This window comes from Pseudoflavitalea sp. G-6-1-2 (assembly GCF_012927185.1).
In the GTDB taxonomy this organism is placed as follows: Bacteria; Bacteroidota; Bacteroidia; order Chitinophagales; family Chitinophagaceae; genus Pseudobacter.
The window spans coordinates 1883525-1900993 of the sequence record NZ_JABBGB010000002.1 but is presented as its reverse complement, the minus strand read 5'-3'; the positions used below and the strand labels follow the sequence as shown (position 1 = coordinate 1900993).

At 47.3% G+C, this 17469-nt stretch carries 9 protein-coding genes; 5 read left to right on the top strand and 4 right to left on the bottom strand.

Annotated features, from left to right (window positions below; genetic code table 11):
- The first annotated feature begins 2 nt into the window (after positions 1-2).
- Entirely contained in the window at positions 3-3341 is a 3339-nt protein-coding gene (locus tag HHL16_RS17150) for a TonB-dependent receptor (RefSeq protein ID WP_169426399.1), read from the top strand.
- A 95-nt stretch (positions 3342-3436) separates the two neighbouring features.
- Here HHL16_RS17150 and HHL16_RS17145 read toward each other — a convergent pair whose 3' ends face one another.
- Positions 3437-4333, bottom strand: coding sequence for an alpha/beta hydrolase (locus tag HHL16_RS17145; protein ID WP_169426398.1), 897 nt, complete (start codon positions 4331-4333; stop codon positions 3437-3439).
- A gap of 82 nt (positions 4334-4415) precedes the next feature.
- Positions 4416-5327, bottom strand: coding sequence for an AraC family transcriptional regulator (locus HHL16_RS17140; protein WP_169426397.1), 912 nt, complete (start codon positions 5325-5327; stop codon positions 4416-4418).
- 634 nt (positions 5328-5961) lie between these two features.
- Here HHL16_RS17140 and HHL16_RS17135 point away from each other — a divergent pair.
- Positions 5962-10845 carry a T9SS type A sorting domain-containing protein gene (locus HHL16_RS17135; RefSeq protein WP_169426396.1) on the top strand — a complete coding sequence of 1628 codons (4884 nt, stop codon included), beginning with the start codon at positions 5962-5964 and terminating at the stop codon, positions 10843-10845.
- A gap of 76 nt (positions 10846-10921) precedes the next feature.
- Here HHL16_RS17135 and HHL16_RS17130 read toward each other — a convergent pair whose 3' ends face one another.
- Entirely contained in the window at positions 10922-11773 is an 852-nt protein-coding gene (locus tag HHL16_RS17130; protein WP_169426395.1) for a helix-turn-helix domain-containing protein, read from the bottom strand.
- An 84-nt stretch (positions 11774-11857) separates the two neighbouring features.
- On the opposite strand from HHL16_RS17130, the gene HHL16_RS17125 reads away from it, so the two are divergent.
- Positions 11858-13078, top strand: a complete 1221-nt coding sequence (locus tag HHL16_RS17125; RefSeq protein WP_169426394.1) for an MFS transporter — start codon at positions 11858-11860, stop codon at positions 13076-13078.
- Between the two features lie 338 nt (positions 13079-13416).
- Entirely contained in the window at positions 13417-13770 is a 354-nt protein-coding gene (locus HHL16_RS17120) for a 5-fold beta-flower protein (protein WP_169426393.1), read from the top strand.
- A 5-nt stretch (positions 13771-13775) separates the two neighbouring features.
- Here HHL16_RS17120 and HHL16_RS17115 read toward each other — a convergent pair whose 3' ends face one another.
- Positions 13776-17162: a DEAD/DEAH box helicase gene (locus tag HHL16_RS17115; RefSeq protein ID WP_240966213.1), complete on the bottom strand. Its 3387-nt coding sequence runs from the start codon at positions 17160-17162 to the stop codon at positions 13776-13778.
- A gap of 24 nt (positions 17163-17186) precedes the next feature.
- Between HHL16_RS17115 and HHL16_RS17110 the strand changes: the two genes are divergently transcribed.
- A complete protein-coding gene (locus HHL16_RS17110; protein ID WP_346766846.1) occupies positions 17187-17444 on the top strand; it encodes a YwbE family protein in 258 nt (85 codons plus the stop codon).
- Positions 17445-17469 lie beyond the last annotated feature (25 nt).

The following is a 17469-nucleotide window of genomic DNA, read 5'->3' as shown; positions in this document are numbered from 1 at the left end:
AGATGAAACATACATATACCGGTAGTATTTTCAGACAGCTCACCTTATTTTTTCTATTGGCAATTCTATTGTTTCAATCTTCCACATTGTCTGCACAGGAAACAAGCGGTGCATTGGAAGGTTGGATAAATACTGCCGGCAGCAAGCCCGTTGAAGGAGCAGCCATCACATTAACCCATATTCCTTCCGGAACGCGTTATGCACAGGCATCGCAGCGCGATGGTCATTACTATTTCGGCAACCTCAGAATCGGCGGGCCTTTCAGGCTGGAAGCCACGCACGTGGGTTTGAAGAAAACCGATACCATCATTGCCCGAATCACACTCGGAGATGCGCAGGTGGTGAACCTGAAGATGTTGGAAGAAGCTTCCGCACTCACTGCAGTAACCGTTACTGCCACTGCATCGAAGAGCAAGGCGATGCCGGTTGGTTCAGGCGAACATATCAGCCGTCAGATTGTGCAGAACATGCCCACCATTTCACGCAGCCTTACCGATATTACCAAGGTGGTACCTCAGGCCTCGAAAGACAATAGTTTTGGCGGAACCAATTTCAGATACAACAACGTTACGCTCGATGGCGCAGTGAACAATGATGCAATTGGGTTTAGTCCTTCACTGGGTGGACAAACGGGCACTTCCAACATGCCCGGAAGTTCCACCCGTACCAATCCTGTTTCACTCGATGCCATCGAAGACATGCAGGTATATCTTTCACCTTTTGATATCAAGATCGGCAATTTCACAGGAGGCAGTATCAATGCAGTAACAAGATCGGGATCAAACGAAGTTCATGGCTCTGTTTATTTTTATGGAAGGAATGCTTCATTGGTGGGCGTAGACCAAACGAACACGGAGAAGAGCAATAAGCTTCCTTCCTCTTTTCATGATCTGCAAACCGGCTTCCGTATTGGGTTTCCGCTGATCAAAAACAAACTGTTCTTTTTTACGAATATGGAGATCACCGATCGTAAAGAGCCGGTTCAGCAGGTGGCGGGCAGTGCAGGATCGGACAGAATCCTCAGCCTCGCAGATGCTGAAGCCATTGTGGCACATTCGAAGAGCCGGTACAATTTCGATCCGGGTGAACATCAGGTCTTCAACTCCAATGCACGATCGAGAAAATTCTTCAATCGCCTCGACTGGAATATCGATGCGAACAATCAACTGGTGATCCGTAACAACACGGTATTGTCCGAAGCTTTTCAGATGGAACGCGATCAGCTTAATTTCCGTTTCTCCAGCATCGGTTACAAACAGGTGAACAACCAATCCTCCACCGTAATAGATCTCAAAACGAAATTCAACAACAGAATTTCAAACAACCTGATTCTCGGTTTTACAACTATTCACGATTACCGCGAACCCGGCAGCAGGTCCGACTTTCCGCAGGTGCAGATTGTAGGCCGAACTCCCGGCAGTACCATCTTCTTTGGTACCGACCGCGAAGCCAGTATCTTCAATCTGAAACAACGCACATTCGAGCTCACCAATAATTTCAATGTCCGCACAGGTAAGCACAATCTCACCTTCGGTACACACAATGAACTGTACAATATCGATTATGGATTTGTGAACAGCTGGAATGGCCGTGTAACTTATCAAAGCATCGAGGATTTTCTCGGCAACAAACCACAGCGTGTGCAGGGGAATTTCAACTTCTTCAACAATACGCGTGAACATCTGTACAATAATCCTCCTGCAAGTTTTCGGGTGAATTTCCTCAGTGTGTATGCGCAGGATGAGATTAGGATCTCTCCGCGTTTCAAAGTTACACCGGGCATCAGATTAGACTGGGCTTACATTCCAGACAAAGCGCCCTTGAGTGGCAGAACGCAGAATGCGCTGCGTGATCCTTACTTTGGTAAAACATACACCTATACTCCGTTGGGAGAGATCTCACAGAAATATCTTTCCAAACCATTGGCATCGCCGAGGATTGGATTCAGAGCTGAGCTGAACGAAAGTCGTACAGTGGTGTTACGCGGAGGCTCCGGAATCTTCACCGGCCGTATTCCATTGGCTTGGATCGGATATGCCTACTACAATACCGGCAATGAATTCGGATCGATTGATATGCGTACCAACGGAGTGCCACCGAGTCCGTTCATTCCCGGAACTGATCCGTTGTTGCGTCCGCAGGATAGTCCGTATGCAGGCATTGCTGCTTTTGCGCATCAGCAGGGACGCGTAGTGGACGATGCCAATGCAGGACAAACACAGATCGATGTGATCGACAATAATTTCGTAATGCCCTCCGTGCTGCGAAACAGTCTGGCGCTGGATTACACCGATAAGTTTGGATTCACTTATACGCTGGAAGCCATCTACACCAAAACACTGAAGGATGTGAAGTTCCAGCAGATCAATCTTCGTGATAATCCATCCTGGTATGCTTATGATTCCGCAGCGGCATTGAGAAAGCAACCTATCTATTCCGGAAGTACCGACAGCAGACTCGCGAATGCTTACCTGCTCACCAATACCAGCAAAGGTTTCCGTTACAGCATTACCGGGCGTGTTGCCCGTAAGTTCAGCAACGGGTTCAATTTCTCAGTTGCTTACACATATGGACAATCAAAGGATATTTCAAACGGTATCCGTAATTCGATGGAATCGAACTGGCAATTGAATCAGGCACTCAATCCGAATGATCCTGCATTGTCGTGGTCTAACTTCGATGTGCGTCATCGTGTGATCGCACTTACTGGTTTCGATCGTCAATGGTCCGATCGCTGGCGTACTGTAGTGAGTGTGTTCTTCTCTGCACAGTCTGGAAGTCCCTTTACATATGGGTTTGTGAACTACACACCACAGAATACACCGCAGCAGGTTTCACTGGCATACATCCCTGCGAAAGGAGAGACAGTGAATTTCTTCACCAACATCTACGCAGCAGATGGAGTAACGGTTATCAGAACTGCAGATGAGCAGGCGAATGCATTCGATCAGTTCATCGACAACAACAAATACCTGCGCAAGAGAAGGGGAGATTTCACGGAACGCAATGCCGGTCGCACTCCGTGGAATATAAATGCAGACCTGCATATAGCGCAGGAACTGAGTTTGTTTACGAGTCGCCCGCGCAGTCAGCGGCATACCATAACCTTATCACTCGATATTGTGAATTTAACTAACCTCCTGAATAAAGAATGGGGATGGGTGTATTTTTCACCGAACACCTATAACTCTACTGCGAGTATCGGATTGCAGCCGTATATCCCGGCACGCAATGCGCAGGGGTATCCTTTGTATCAGTTCATAGATCCGGGTAAGCCATATGCCATCGATGCACTGGCATCGAGATGGCAGATGCAATTCGGTGTTCGATATAGCTTTTAGTTTTCCGGTTTGAGTAGAGAGTATTTCTTCCGCCTGTGCAGGGCCGCGACTGATTTTTTTCAAACACTACAGTCCGGCCTTGTGCAGGCGGTTTTTTAGAAACCGTTTTCTTTCAGCCAGCTTTTGAAATGGTTGAACCAGTTTTCACCACTGTTAAGGTCGGTCAATGCAAAGCCATGATCTCCGGATTGAAGTATATGCATCTCTGCTTTCACTTTCGATTTCAGCAATGCAGTGAAAAACTCCAGCGTATTCTTAACCGGAATTGTTTCATCATCTGCAGCGTGTACCAGAAATGTAGGAGGAGTATTGGGTGTGACGTGTTTGTTGGTGCTGTAATAATCCAATGCCTGCGCGGATGGATTCTTCCCGATCAGATTTTCTCTTGTTCTCGGAACTTCAGGATCGTAGATGATCACAGGATACAACAGAGCCATAAAATCCGGACGAAGATCGGTGTGTTCTTTGTTGTCGATCACAATTCTGTTGAGTTGAGTGCCGAGCATCGACACCAGGTGTCCACCGGCTGAAAGGCCCATCATACCTACTTTTTTCGGATCGAGTCCCCATTCCCTGGCGCGTGTTCTTACGAGCTTGATGGCTGCCTGAGCATCCTGCAAAGGGCCAATGGATTTATCATTCATAGTAGCATCAGAAGGAAGGCGGTACTTCACAATAAAGGCAGTGATGCCGGCTTTATTCAATGCCTTTGCAACTTCCACGCAGGCGGGCATAGACAATAGAAAATAACCGCCGCCTGGGAAGATCAGTACAGAAGTTCCTGTAGCTGTTCCTTTTTCGGGGAGGTAAGGGATGAGTGTCGGCTGTGTTACATATTTGATGCGGTCCGAGCTGTCGAGCTCTTTCGGATAATCGGCAGGTGGCGTTTTTGAATTGGGTACTGCCTGTTCATAGAGTGAAATAGGGGTTTGCTGTGCATGAGCTTGCAGGGTAATCAATGCAATGGCCAGCAGAAAAAAAGTAGTTCTCAATGTGTCAGTTTTTTGTGGGATAAATGAGTGCTTTCAAATATATCTCCGTGCAGGATGGGCCACTATGCAAAAATGCTCAATTTCAGGCGCGTTGTTTTCTGTAGGCGGTGGGTTGGAGGCCGTATGCAGATTTGAAGGCACGGCTGAAGGCGCTGAGATTTTCGAAGCCGCATTTCCAGGTGATATCCTGAACAGGAATATCTGTCTGCTGCAACAACCTTGCAGCATGGTCGAGTCTGATGCGGATCAGGTATTGATGAGGCGTACAATCAAAGGCAGATTTGAACTGTCGCACCAGCTGGGGCACCGAAAGAAAGGCCTGGCTGCTGATGGTCATGAGATCGAGCTGTTCGTTGTAGGATGAGTGCAGCAGGTCTTTGGCCATGCATAACCTTCTGTAGATCTCGTGGCGTGTACCTGCTTTTACAGCGGTCACCTGTTGTGTGCGCGTTAATTCCGAGCGGTGAGAAGAAATGAGTTGACGAAGCAGGAATACCATGGATTCATTCACTCTGTTCTCATCGTATCCGAATTGTTCGAGCTCGTTGATCAGTGTCGAAAAGTGTTGCTGCAATGCAGGGGTGACCTCATTCAGCGTTTGAAAGAATTCCGGTACTGTGCTGCCAACACCCCGATCGTCGAGCAGATTGTATTCATTGTGCTGAGCATCGTGCAGCACAGAAGCGGCAAAATCCCGTTGAAAGAAAATGGAAAGGCATTTGACCTTTGTTCCGGGATCGATGCGGCAACCGTATCGCTGCTCATTATTCAGCACCAGAAATTGTCCGGGACGGAGTATCAGTTTCCGCTGATCCACATCGTAGAATTCTTCTCCTTCCATTACAGTTTTGATGCTGAGACAACCAACGTGATCATCACAAAAACTTTCTGTATTCACTGCATTGACGATGATGTTCTGCTGTGAGAATTTTTTGAAGTAAGCAACTTCATCAAACAGGGGATCGGTATGGTCGGGAAGGCTGGTGAGGTACATGGCTTCAAAACTGAAAGTAATGTTACGACAAATCCCTGAAATGCCGGGGCAGGGGATGATTCAAATACTGTTAATGTTTCTGTTCCGTGGTAGCTCCGTGATTGTTCCGTGGTTGTTTCGTGGTGGGCCTGCACTAACCCCGTGATTATTCCGTGGTTACTCCATGGTTGGCCTGCAGTGGTTCCGTGGTTGACTCGTGGTCTGTCCGTGGTTGTTCCATGGTCTGTCCGCGGTTGTTCGTGGTCTGTCCGTGGTTGTTCCGTGGTCTGTCCGTGGTTGACCCGTGGTCCGTCCGTGGTCGACCCGTGGTCTGTCCGTGGTTGACATCGGCAAATCCCGCTCTGCATTGCGGAAATCCGCGCCTTATTGCGCCGGATTTCAATCCTGCCATATCAACCATCAAATAAAACGATCCGGATGATTTATGACGCTTTCAAATCCGAATTTTCACTACATTTCAGTATTCTTTCCCATCTCTCCGTGTGATCACAATTACTTAATCTGACTGACGTCGGCGAAGTCGGTTTTACTGCTATTTTTGGCCGCCTCCACGCAGCCATTCCTATCTGTAATTCACGTCCGGTTTTCTTTGAAAAACTGCAGGCCTCCTATTTAATTACACAACCAAAGGCACATGAACAAAATCTACCTGAACAGAATCTTATTGCTAATGGCTATGCTGCTTTCTGTAAGCATGTATAGCAATGCGCAGATTGCCGCATGGGATTTCACCGGCGAAAATACCGTGGCCACTTCTGATGCTGAAGTATTCAATGCTAATCTGGATGCTTCCAAAACACTTACCAGAGGAACCGGAGCTGCTGCCAGTGCAGGCGCCAACTCATTCAGAACAGTAGGGTTTAAGAATGATGGCATCAGCACAGCCAATACCGATTATTTTCAATTCACGCTTTCTGCAAGTCCGGGGTATACCTTATCGCTTTCAACTATCGATGCGAAGTTCGCAGGAACGGCCACTTTCGCGGTAACACCAGGCGTTTCCTCACAGTTCGCCTATAGCCTTGATGGAACCAATTTTACTTTGATAGCATCACCCGTTGCAACCGTGGGCACTCCCGCAACCTTGCCACAGGTGGATCTTTCATCGATCTCCGCCTTGCAAAATGTACCTGACGGAACCACCATTACATTCCGGTATTATGCAAGCGGACAAACCGCTACCGGTGGATGGGGATTCAATTCCCCATCAGCAGGACAATACGGATTAAGCATCGGCGGTTCGCTCACTGCATCTGTTCCTTCGCCGGTTACCAGTTCTATCTCACCATCTTCTGCAACAGCCGGTGCTCCTGCATTTCCATTGACAGTGATTGGTTCCAACTTTGTAAATGGCGCATCAACTGTTACATGGAATGGTGCATCGAGACCAACAGTTTTTGTCAGCGCTACAGAACTCACTGCAACCATTGCTGCTGCTGATATTGCAGCAACGGGTTCATTTTTGGTAGGGGTAACAACAACAGGCGCATCATCACCCTCCAATACACAGACCTTCACAGTAAATCCAGGTACTTCGCCGGTTGTAACGGTTGCTGCTCCGTTACCGGTGTTTGGAAATGTGTGTGTAAATACTACTGCCGGACCTAATTCATTCAAGATCGATGGCAGCAGTCTGAATGGAACCAACATCACCATCGACGCACTGCCGGGATTCAGTTATTCGGAAACATCCGGAGGTGCATATGCCGGTACGCTATCTTTCTCCTATGTTGGCAGCAGTTTTACAGGCAAAGAGATCTTTGTAAAATTCAATCCCACTGCTGTGCAGTCGTACAGCGGAAATATCAATATCAGTGGAGGAGGAGTAACAGGAGTTTCTGTCGCTGCTTCGGGAACTGGTGTGAATGCTGTACCAACAGTAACAACCGGCGGCAGCTCTGCTGTAACAGGCACTACTGCCACGGTTGCATCAGGCATCAACGATGCAGGTTGTTCGCCTGTTACCGATTACGGAATCGAGTACAGCACTGCATCAGGATTCCCCAATGGATCAGGAACGAAAGTATCTGCATCCAATCTCAGCGGAGGCAATTACAGTGTTAATCTCAGTGGTCTTTCACCCAATACAAGATATTATTACAAAGCCTACGCTACCAATGGCGGAGGCACAGCATACGGATCGCAACAGGCTTTCACCAATACTGCTCTGCCTGTTGTGATGTCGGCCCAGCCTGGATTGAGCTATACACAAACATTTGATGATATTGCCAGCTGGGGCAATTTCTTCACCAGCGGTAATGGCGCCAATCATTTCAGCGGATTATCTGCAGGTGGATCCGGAGCTATTCCAAATGCAACTGTTACAACTGCATCCACTTCCAACTTCCAAAGCAATTTATCTTCGGGTGGTGTTCAGCGCGGAACCGATCAAACACCTGCATCACAATCGATAGTGCTGTTGTCTACGGGTGGTACCGATAACACTTCAGCAGCCGCTCTCGATTTTTATATGGATTTCACCGGACTGAATGCCGGTACACTCAGCTTCGACTGGGCAAGTATCGATAATTCTACCGGCAACAGAAACGGATCAGTTCGTGTGTATGCCACTACCGATGGTGTGAGCTTCACTGAACTCACATTCGCCAATGTGCTCAACTTCACCAATAACGCGGCTACCAGCGGATCCAAGAACAATATTGCATTGCCCGCGATTTTCAATAACAGCGCTACTGCAAGACTTCGTTTCTATTATCACAATGGAACGGGAGGTACAACCGGATCGCGACCAAAACTCAGCATCGATAACCTCACTGTAACTGCTGTTGCTACCACGCCATGTTTAGCGCCAACCGCAGCGCCCACTGCGCTTGCATTTGGAACAATCAATGATGTTAGCATTCAGGGTAGCTTTACAGCCGCTGCTCCTGCTGCTGATGGATACCTCGTTGTGGCAAGCACCAGCAACAGCCTTACATCCAACCCTGTAAACGGGCAGATCTACAGTGTTGGCGATAATGTAGGAGACGGAACAGTTGTATCCAATGGAAGCAGCGTAAACTTCACTGCCAGCGGACTGAATGCTTCAACCACTTACTACTTCTTTATTTTCTCTGTGAACAGTATCTGCACAGGCGGTCCATTGTACTACACAACAACAGCACTAACCGGACAGGCAACCACTAACGCAGGACTTCCACCCTGTGCTGCGCCTGCATCGCAGCCCACCGGGTTAGTGTTTGGTACTGCAACGCCAACATCCATTCAGGGTTCTTTCACTGCTGCAACAGCTGATGAATATCTTGTACTCAGAAGCAGTACATCTACCTTGAGCAATAACCCTGTAAACGGACAAACATACAATGCCGGTGATCTGATCGGCACAGCAACAGTTGTGCAAAGAAGCAACAGCACCAGCTTTACAGCCAGTGGCCTCACTCCGAACACAGGGTATTATTTCTTTGTGTTCAGTATTGGTTCGCAGAATTGTGTAGGCGGACCAGCATACAATACGGTGAATCCGCTTACCGCTTCTCAATCCACAGCTCCATTGCCACCATGTGCAACACCGGTTGCGCAACCGGTTTCACTGGCGCTCAATGCAACCAATACAAGTATTTCCGGATCATTCACTGCAGCAAGCGGCGCTGATGATTATCTCGTTATCAGAAGCACAACAAGTACATTGTCTGCCAACCCTGCCAATAATGTGGATTACAATGTGGGTGATAATCTGGGAGGAGGTATTGTAGTTTCTAATTCCGCAGCAACTAATTTTGTGGCAACCGGTCTCAGTGCAAATACAGTCTACTACTTCTTTGTATTCTCAGCCAACAGAAACTGCATCGGCGGAACAAAATATCTTATCACCAATCCGCTGAAAGGAAACAAGCAAACCACCAATACGCCGCCGAACAATATTTACTTCGGCACATTGCATGCGCATTCCGATTATTCAGATGGCAATCAGGATAATCCCGGTTTCACGCCCGCGGACGATTACAACTATGCCATGAACTCGGATTGCATGGATTTCCTGGGCATTTCAGAACATAATCACTTTTCAACAGCCAATAACCCAGGCAACCAGATCAGCAATTATCATTCAGGCAGTGTGCAGGCGAACAATTTCTCCGCTGCGCATCCAAACTTCCTTGCATTATATGGCATGGAATGGGGCGTCATTTCCGGAGGAGGACACGTACTGATCTATGGAGACGGTATGGATCTGCTTTTCGGATGGGAGAGCGGAAGCGGCACATGGGGAGCTGGCAATAACTACGATGTGTATGTTGCCAAAAGCGATTACACTGGTGCCAACGGATTGTTCAAAACAATCAATGATTATGCTGCACAGAATACATTCGCATCGCTGGCGCATCCGAATTTCACTGATTACAACAACCTCGCAAATGCAGCGTACAACCCGGTTGCAGACGAGGCAATAGTAGGAACAGCAGTGGAAAGCGGACCAGCAAGTTCTACCAATACCACGTATTCCGATCCGGCTTCGCCCATGTCTTACCTGAATTATTATCAGGCATTGCTGGCGAAAGGGTATCATCTCGGACCCACTATCGATCACGATAATCATAAAACCACTTTCGGAAGAACCACACGTGCGCGCACGGCAGTGATTGCACCGGCGCTTACAAAAACGGAGATCATCAAAGCTATCCGCAATATGCAATACTATGCAACGCACGATTGCGACAGCAAGGTCGATTTCTCCATCAATGCACGCATCATGGGAGCAGTGTTCACAGATCGTAATGCACCGGTGATTTCAGTTACATTAACAGATGCCACCACTAATGTGAGCAATGCTGTGATCAACATTATGCACGGCATTCCGGGAAGTGGTGTTGCGGCGCAAAAGATTGCCTCTGTTACCGGAAGCTCCATCACCTATGCCGATGTGAATCTGGCGAATCATGCAACCGGTTACTACTACATCGATATCACCAATGGAACGGCAAGGATCATTACTTCTCCCATCTGGTATACGCGCGATGATCTGGCTACGCTTCCATTGCAGCTCGTTGCATTCACTGTGCAGAAACAACAGGAGGCTGTACAATTGAACTGGACCACATCACAGGAAGTGAACACCAAATCGTTCATCGTAGAAAGATCTATCAATAATGGAGGATGGGAAGCTGTAGGTACAGTAGCAGCAAAAGGCAAGTCTGCGAATTACAACACGATGGATGCGCATCCTGCAAAAGGATTGAACGTATACCGCCTGAAAATGATCGATCAGGATGGAGCCTTCAGCTATTCCGATCTTCGCCGCGTGAACTTCAACACAAGTTTCGTGTACAATGTGTATCCGAATCCTGCACGGTCGTTCCTGCATATCACAACAGACAACCTGAGTGCAGCTATCACCGTTGAAGTTTTGAACGTACACAGTCAGTTGTTGATCACGAAAAAATATGCAGACCATAACAGCAAACTGGAACTGGATATATCGAGGCTCACGCCCGGTGTATACTTCCTGAAGATCCTGTCTGCCAACGGCAGCTCACATATGGAAAAATTTGTGAAGCAGTAATTGGTTAGTCATAATAAAAAACTGCCCTTTGAACGCCAGTTCTGAGGGCAGTTTTCGTTTGTACAGCTGTTGCTGTTTAAGCCACCGCTTTCGTGGGGTGGGCTTTCTTTTTTCTGAACTCCGATAAGCTCATGCCGCGTAGCTTCTTGAAGAATTTATTCAGATGACTTTCGTCGGTAAATCCGAATTCGGTGGCAATTTCATTGATGCGCATATCACTCAGCTTCAACCGGTGCTCGATGAGGCGCAATTTGTAATTGGCAATGAAATGCTGCAATGTTTCTCCGCTGCGGTTTTTGAAGTAGCTGCCCAGATAAGTTTCTGAAATGCCGAACTCTTTGCTGAGATTCGATGCCTTCAGCTTTTCAGGGTCATTGATATTGCTTTGGATATAGGTGATGATCTCCTGTATTTTGGTTTCTGCACCCGAAGGAAGATTCTGGGGTTTTATCTGAGCAATATTTCTTGCAGCAATCACAACCAGCGAATTTACCAGATGGAACAGCAGGTCTACAGTGTATTGTCCCTCCGTCTTCATCGTGTGTATCATGCTTTCGATGATGCGCTCAATGAGAAAGCGGTCTGCAGAGTTCTTCATCATACATCCTGTAAGATGGCTTGAATGGTACAGCAGACTTTCTACATGATCGATGGTCTTCCATCGATATTCCCTGATGTAATCGTTGTTGAAACGTACAACCAGCTGCTCCGTTTTTTGATCCGGCCCGAAACGATGTTTATCGTTCGGTGTAATAAGATACAGGCTGCCAGTCCCATACCGGATCTGGTTTCCATTGAGTTCCAGAAAGCCGGTTCCTGAAACTATGTATATGATTTGGAAATAGAGATTGGCTTTTTCTCTGGGCGGGGTTTTACTGATTGTCTCGAAACTTACTTCGGTACAGTGCTTTAGGCTTGCGTTAGGCATATACCAAATTTACTTCTTTTTCATTGAAATGTACCGGAAGCCCGGAGCTGCTGCGGGTAGCTTTGCATCATAAATAACCAAACAATGGAAACTAAAATTATATCAGACACTGAACTGATCAGCGAAACAGGAAAAGATAAACTTCCGGTATCGGCATTGCTCGCACTGGCTATGACTGGCTTTCTCGCATTGCTTACAGAAGTTTTCCCTGCAGGATTATTGACGCAGATAAGCCGGGATATGAATGTCAGCGAATCCATGGCCGGTCAACTGGTATCGCTGTATGCTATCGGATCACTGATTTCCGCAATACCTCTTACCGCTGCTACCCGTGGCTGGAACCGTCGCCCACTCTTGATTACAGCATTGGGAGGTTTTCTGGTATTCAATATCATCACAGCATTTTCAACCAACTATATACTTACACTGGGTGTAAGATTTCTGGCAGGTATGGCAGGCGGATTGATCTGGGGAATGCTTGCAGGTTATGCACGCAGACTGGTGGTGGATAAATTAAAAGGAAGAGCCATGGCCATCGCAATGGTGGGTGCTCCGCTGGCACTTTCATTTGGTGTGCCCGCAGGCACTTATCTCGGATCGTTGATCGGATGGCGCAATACTTTTATCGTGATGGCTGCAATTGCGCTGCTGCTTATCCTTTGGGTGCTTTTCAAAGTGCCTGATTTCCGCGGACAGGATCAGCAAAATCAGATTTCAGTGAAGAAGGTGTTTCTTATTCCCGGCCTTCGTTCTGTACTCGCAGTGATCGCCGCATGGATCATGGCTCACAGCATTCTTTACACCTATATCGTTCCATTTCTGGGGCAATCAGGGTTAGACAGTAAGATAGATCTGGTGCTGCTTGTATTCGGACTCTTTGCACTGGTTGGTATCTGGCTCGCAGGTCTCTTTGTAGACAAGATGCTTCGTGCACTTGTACTTTTCAGTCTGCTGATCTTTTTGCTGGCAGCGCTGGTGCTCGCTATGGCTGGTGAAAGTAGCATCGCAGTATATTTTGCTATCGCAGTATGGGGCTACACATTCGGCGGTGCCGCAACACTGGTGCAGACTGCAGCCGCGGATACTGCCGGTGAAAATGCAGACGTAGCACAATCGATGGTGGTAACGGTATGGAACCTCGCCATTGCTGCAGGTGGTATTCTCGGAGGGATTTTGCTCACCTCCGGAGCCGGAAACTTAGCCTGGACGGCCTTTGCATTCACTTTCGCAGGATTGCTCATCGCAATGGGCGCACGCAAATATGGCTTCACGCCTGGCCCACGCGTGAGTCAGCAGAAACAGTAGCACTAACAACCTCAATAAAAATGGACGATCAGCAATGGTCGTCCATTTTTATTGAGGTGATTTCCTTCATCAGAATTTTACGTCAACACTCAGTATGGCTCTTCTTCCTCATAATGGCTCGTACAATCCGCTTCTGGCAAGGTATCCTGTCTGATCGGTGAGATTGGTTACATTGAATCTTGTAAAGAAATCTCCGATGCTGTAACCTTCGAAGTGATTCTACAAATGATAAAAGAAATTATTTGTTTCAAGTTGAGTGGATACGGAGTATTGTTAAATCTATGCTGCAATTGGCAGTAGTGCTGCGAACTCACCGTAACTCTCAGTAATATTATTGCATGAAGAAAATGTTACTCCTTTTACTGATGTGCAGTTTTATGGCAGGCCTGCATGCGCAGGAAATTAAATCGGGCAGTTACCAGACCATGTATAGAATCAGCAGTGATGGAACTATCAAAAACGGCAGCTATAATACTGTAGGATATATTAAGAACGGCACTATCAAAAACAAAAGTTATGCTACTATCGGATACATAAAAGACGATGGTAGTATCAAAAATTCCAGCTATTCCACCATTGGCTATGTAAAAAAGGATGGTACCGTTAAGAACTCCAGCTATAGCACCATCGGTTATGTAAGCGGTGTTCCGAAAGAATGGGCCGCTGTAATCTTCTTCTTCTTCCAGTTTTAGATCGGTTACGCCGGTTGAAAACTCAGCAACTCCATCAGTTCATTTCTCGACAATGCAGGCGCTAATGTGTTACCGGACTTAATCAGGTCATTGGCCAGTGACTGCTTCGCCTGCTGCATCTGCACAATCTTTTCTTCTACCGTGTTTGTGCAAATGAGGCGGATAGCTATCACTTTCTTGTTCTGCCCAATCCTGTGTGCACGGTCGATTGCCTGATTTTCCACAGCGGGATTCCACCACGGATCTACGATGTACACATAATCCGCTTCTGTTAGATTGAGGCCGGTACCTCCGGCTTTAAGACTGATCAGAAACACCCGTTTCTGCGGATTGCTCTGGAATGAATTCACCACCTCTCCGCGATTGCGCGTACTGCCGGTAAGTGTTTCATAACCGATGCCACGCATTTGCAGCTGCGCTGCAATCAGATCGAGCATGCTCACGAACTGAGAAAACACCAGAATTTTATGGCGTGGCGATTTGGTTTCTATCTGATCGATGAGTGTTTCGATCTTGGCCGAACTGCGGCCTGTGAGCGCATCGTCTCCAAGCAATGCGGGTGAGTCGCAGATCTGTCGGAGACGCGTCAATCCTTTCAACACGTTCATCGGGTTCTTCTTTATCTCATCTTCGGTGGTAGCGGAAATATAGTCTCTGAACTCCTTCTCATAGGCATCGTAGATACCTCGTTGCTCTGCATCCATTTCGCAGTGCAGCACCATTTCTGTTTTCTCCGGCAGTTCAGTAGCCACTTCTTCTTTGGTACGGCGAAGAATGAACGGCTTCGTTTTCTGTTGCAGCTCCACCGCCCGTTTGCTGTATTTGAATGTATCGATGGGAATAGAAAATATATCCCTGAAATATTGCTTATTGCCCAGCAAACCCGGACAGGCAAAGGAAAGCTGACTGAACAGATCGAAAGTGTTGTTCTCGATAGGTGTGCCTGTTATGGCAATCCTGTTCCTCGCATTCAGCAACCGGACTGCTTTGTAGCGTTGCGTTTCAGGGTTCTTGATATTCTGCGATTCGTCGAGGAAGATATAGTTGAAGTGATAATCTTTCAATAGTTGTACATCCGAAAGCAAGGTTCCGTAAGTGGTCAATACAATCTCGTACTGATCGAAAGTTTCTGTGCTGCGCACACGGTTCGCTCCCTGCATCACACAAATTTGGATGTCGGGTGCAAAGCGTTCCAGTTCTTCCTGCCAGTTGAAAACAAGCGAAGAAGGAACAATCAGCAGGTTGGTGTTCTGTTGCACTTTCTTACGCTGAGAAAGTATGAAGGCGATGATCTGAATCGATTTCCCCAATCCCATATCATCGGCGAGCACACCTCCGAAACTAAGATCGTCGAGGGCATTGAGCCAGTTGAGTCCTTCTTTCTGGTAAGGTCTGAGCACCGCGTTCAGTTCGGCAGGTACTGCTATTTCAGCAATCTCCCTGATGTTTTCGAGTTTGCTCCGGTATGCACTGATCTCCTGGCTGATAGTTTCATCGGGTATGGCTGCATTGTACAGTTCTTCAATGGCAGTGAGATTGGCCTTGCTGATACGAATGGTAGACTCATCGATGATCTCTGCCGCATTGAAATAATGAGAGAATTTCTCGATCCATTCTTCAGGCAGTATGCCCTGTGTGCCGTCGTCGAGCTGCACATATTTATTCCGGTTGCGGATGCTCTTGTACAGTTGTTTCAGCGAAGCCTTCTTCTTGCCAAACCTTACACTGATATCTGCATTGAACCAGTTGATGCCACTGAGTATTTTGATATTCACCTTTGCCTTGTGCGGGCTTCTTTTATTGTGATCGAGATCGTTGAATCCAAGCACCGTTATTCCTTCTTTCTCCCATTGTTCAAATGCCTGTAAGAACCAGTCTTCGGAGAGAAATCGATCGCGGTGCAGATACCAGTAATGCAGATCGGAATCCAACTGTTCTTCAAAATGCGGATGCTGGCTTAGGATCAGCGCTGTGAAAGCCGCTTCAGCAGCTTCGTTGCGCGGAAGCAGCACATCTTTACCCTTTGCATTGGTTACATGGATCAACCGTTTTGTACGGATGGGTATCTCCATTTCTCCATACCTGATCACGGGAATGATCATCACATAATTCTTCAGATCGGAGAGATAGATGATGCGCTGTATTTGCTTATGCAATTCGGGCTTCGCCATCTCCGATGTATCTGCAGTGGTGAGGTACTGGTAGTCGATAGGCAGTTTGTCTTCCAGTTTATTCAGCACCTGATCTTTGAACTCGTCGAACTTATTGCTGTGGATGAGAAAATGATTTCTTTTCTTCATCAGTTCTATCATGCCCAGCGCTGCGAGCTGATCGATGAGATAGAGATTGTCGTCCGCCTGCAAAAACCAGTTGAATCGAAGCAGTGCTTCACTGAGCGGGAATTGCCTGTTCTCCAGCAGCAGCTTTCCTCCCAGCATGTAGAAGTCGCTTTCTTTTGTAACAGTGAGGCGGATGCTGTTTTGCAGCAGCAATGTCTTTACCGGTTTGATGGAACTGACCGTTATGTTTTCCGATGCATCCGCATCATGAATAAAAGTTCTGTACTTCGCCGGATTCTTTATGATTGCTTTGAGCGCTTTCAGATCCGAGTCGGATCTTTTAGGATCAGGATGATTCTGGAATTTATGAACGGCTGTGTAGAATTTGAGATGTTCGGGATCATCCAGTTTCCACGCAAGATCGAGCGGAGCGATAGGTGTCAGCGGATTCTTGATCTTCCCATCCTTTGTTACACCTGCACTGTACAATTCAATCAGCAGATGTTTATGGTACTTGTGTTGTCTGAATACTGTGATGATGGTTTTCCCTTCAGCATTATGATCGTTGATGATCACCTCTTCCGTTGGAGGAAACAGCAGCTGGCTCATCGATTGCAAAGCATCACTGGTGATGGGCTGCATCGATGGATGCCTCGGAGTTATCACCAGTTTGTTTTCCCATCGTACTGAAAAATAATCATCGGGATTAGTCACATTCCCCAATCCGTAATCAGCGCCGAATTTTTTCAGTTTCTCATAACGCAGCGCCGGAATGAAGAATACGCCGAACTCCTCACGACGCAGCAATGCCATCAGCACCTGGCTTTCGTGAATGCATAATTGTGCAGGATTCTGATTGCACGCGCAGGAGATCAGCAGCTGCTGCTGTTGCACCAATACGGTAACCGGAGGAAAAACAGGGTAGGCGAGGCGGTTCAGAAAAACACCGTTTCCCAGTTCGAGCGAATGCGGAGAGATCAGGCGATAATCTTCCGGACGGGCAAAACTGCCGTCCCCGCTATTCGCCGCAATCAGCGACTCATTGAGCTCCGCAAGCTGAAATCTTCTGAAATGTACGCTGTGCCCCATCGGGCTACCTGATGCCTGACTCATAAGAAGGCAAATATCGGCGATTTAATGCCGCCTGCATTCGATAATTTTGCCAAAGAAAACACCGAACAAATGAATGGACAATACAGAAAAGATGTTTACCCCGGATTGGAAGTGGCCATCATTCTCAAGAAAGATCAGCGATCCGGAAAACTCACCTACGGCATTGTAAAAGACCTGCTGACCTCAGCGGCTTATCACTCACGTGGCATCAAGGTTAGACTGGAAGACGGACAGGTAGGAAGAGTAGCTGAAACCGACGTTGTAGACCCTGATGAGGATTAACCCATACGATCCCTTAATCTGGATT

Excerpts from the sequence above, each read along its gene's own strand:
- HHL16_RS17110 (WP_346766846.1), top strand. The coding sequence starts at position 17,187 with ATGCCGCCTGCATTCGATAATTTTGCCAAAGAAAACACCGAACAAATG.
- HHL16_RS17135 (WP_169426396.1), top strand. The coding sequence starts at position 5,962 with ATGAACAAAATCTACCTGAACAGAATCTTATTGCTAATGGCTATGCTG.
- HHL16_RS17130 (WP_169426395.1), bottom strand. The coding sequence starts at position 11,773 with ATGCCTAACGCAAGCCTAAAGCACTGTACCGAAGTAAGTTTCGAGACA.
- HHL16_RS17125 (WP_169426394.1), top strand. The coding sequence starts at position 11,858 with ATGGAAACTAAAATTATATCAGACACTGAACTGATCAGCGAAACAGGA.
- HHL16_RS17150 (WP_169426399.1), top strand. The coding sequence starts at position 3 with ATGAAACATACATATACCGGTAGTATTTTCAGACAGCTCACCTTATTT.
- HHL16_RS17140 (WP_169426397.1), bottom strand. The coding sequence starts at position 5,327 with ATGTACCTCACCAGCCTTCCCGACCATACCGATCCCCTGTTTGATGAA.
- HHL16_RS17120 (WP_169426393.1), top strand. The coding sequence starts at position 13,417 with ATGAAGAAAATGTTACTCCTTTTACTGATGTGCAGTTTTATGGCAGGC.
- HHL16_RS17115 (WP_240966213.1), bottom strand. The coding sequence starts at position 17,162 with ATGAGTCAGGCATCAGGTAGCCCGATGGGGCACAGCGTACATTTCAGA.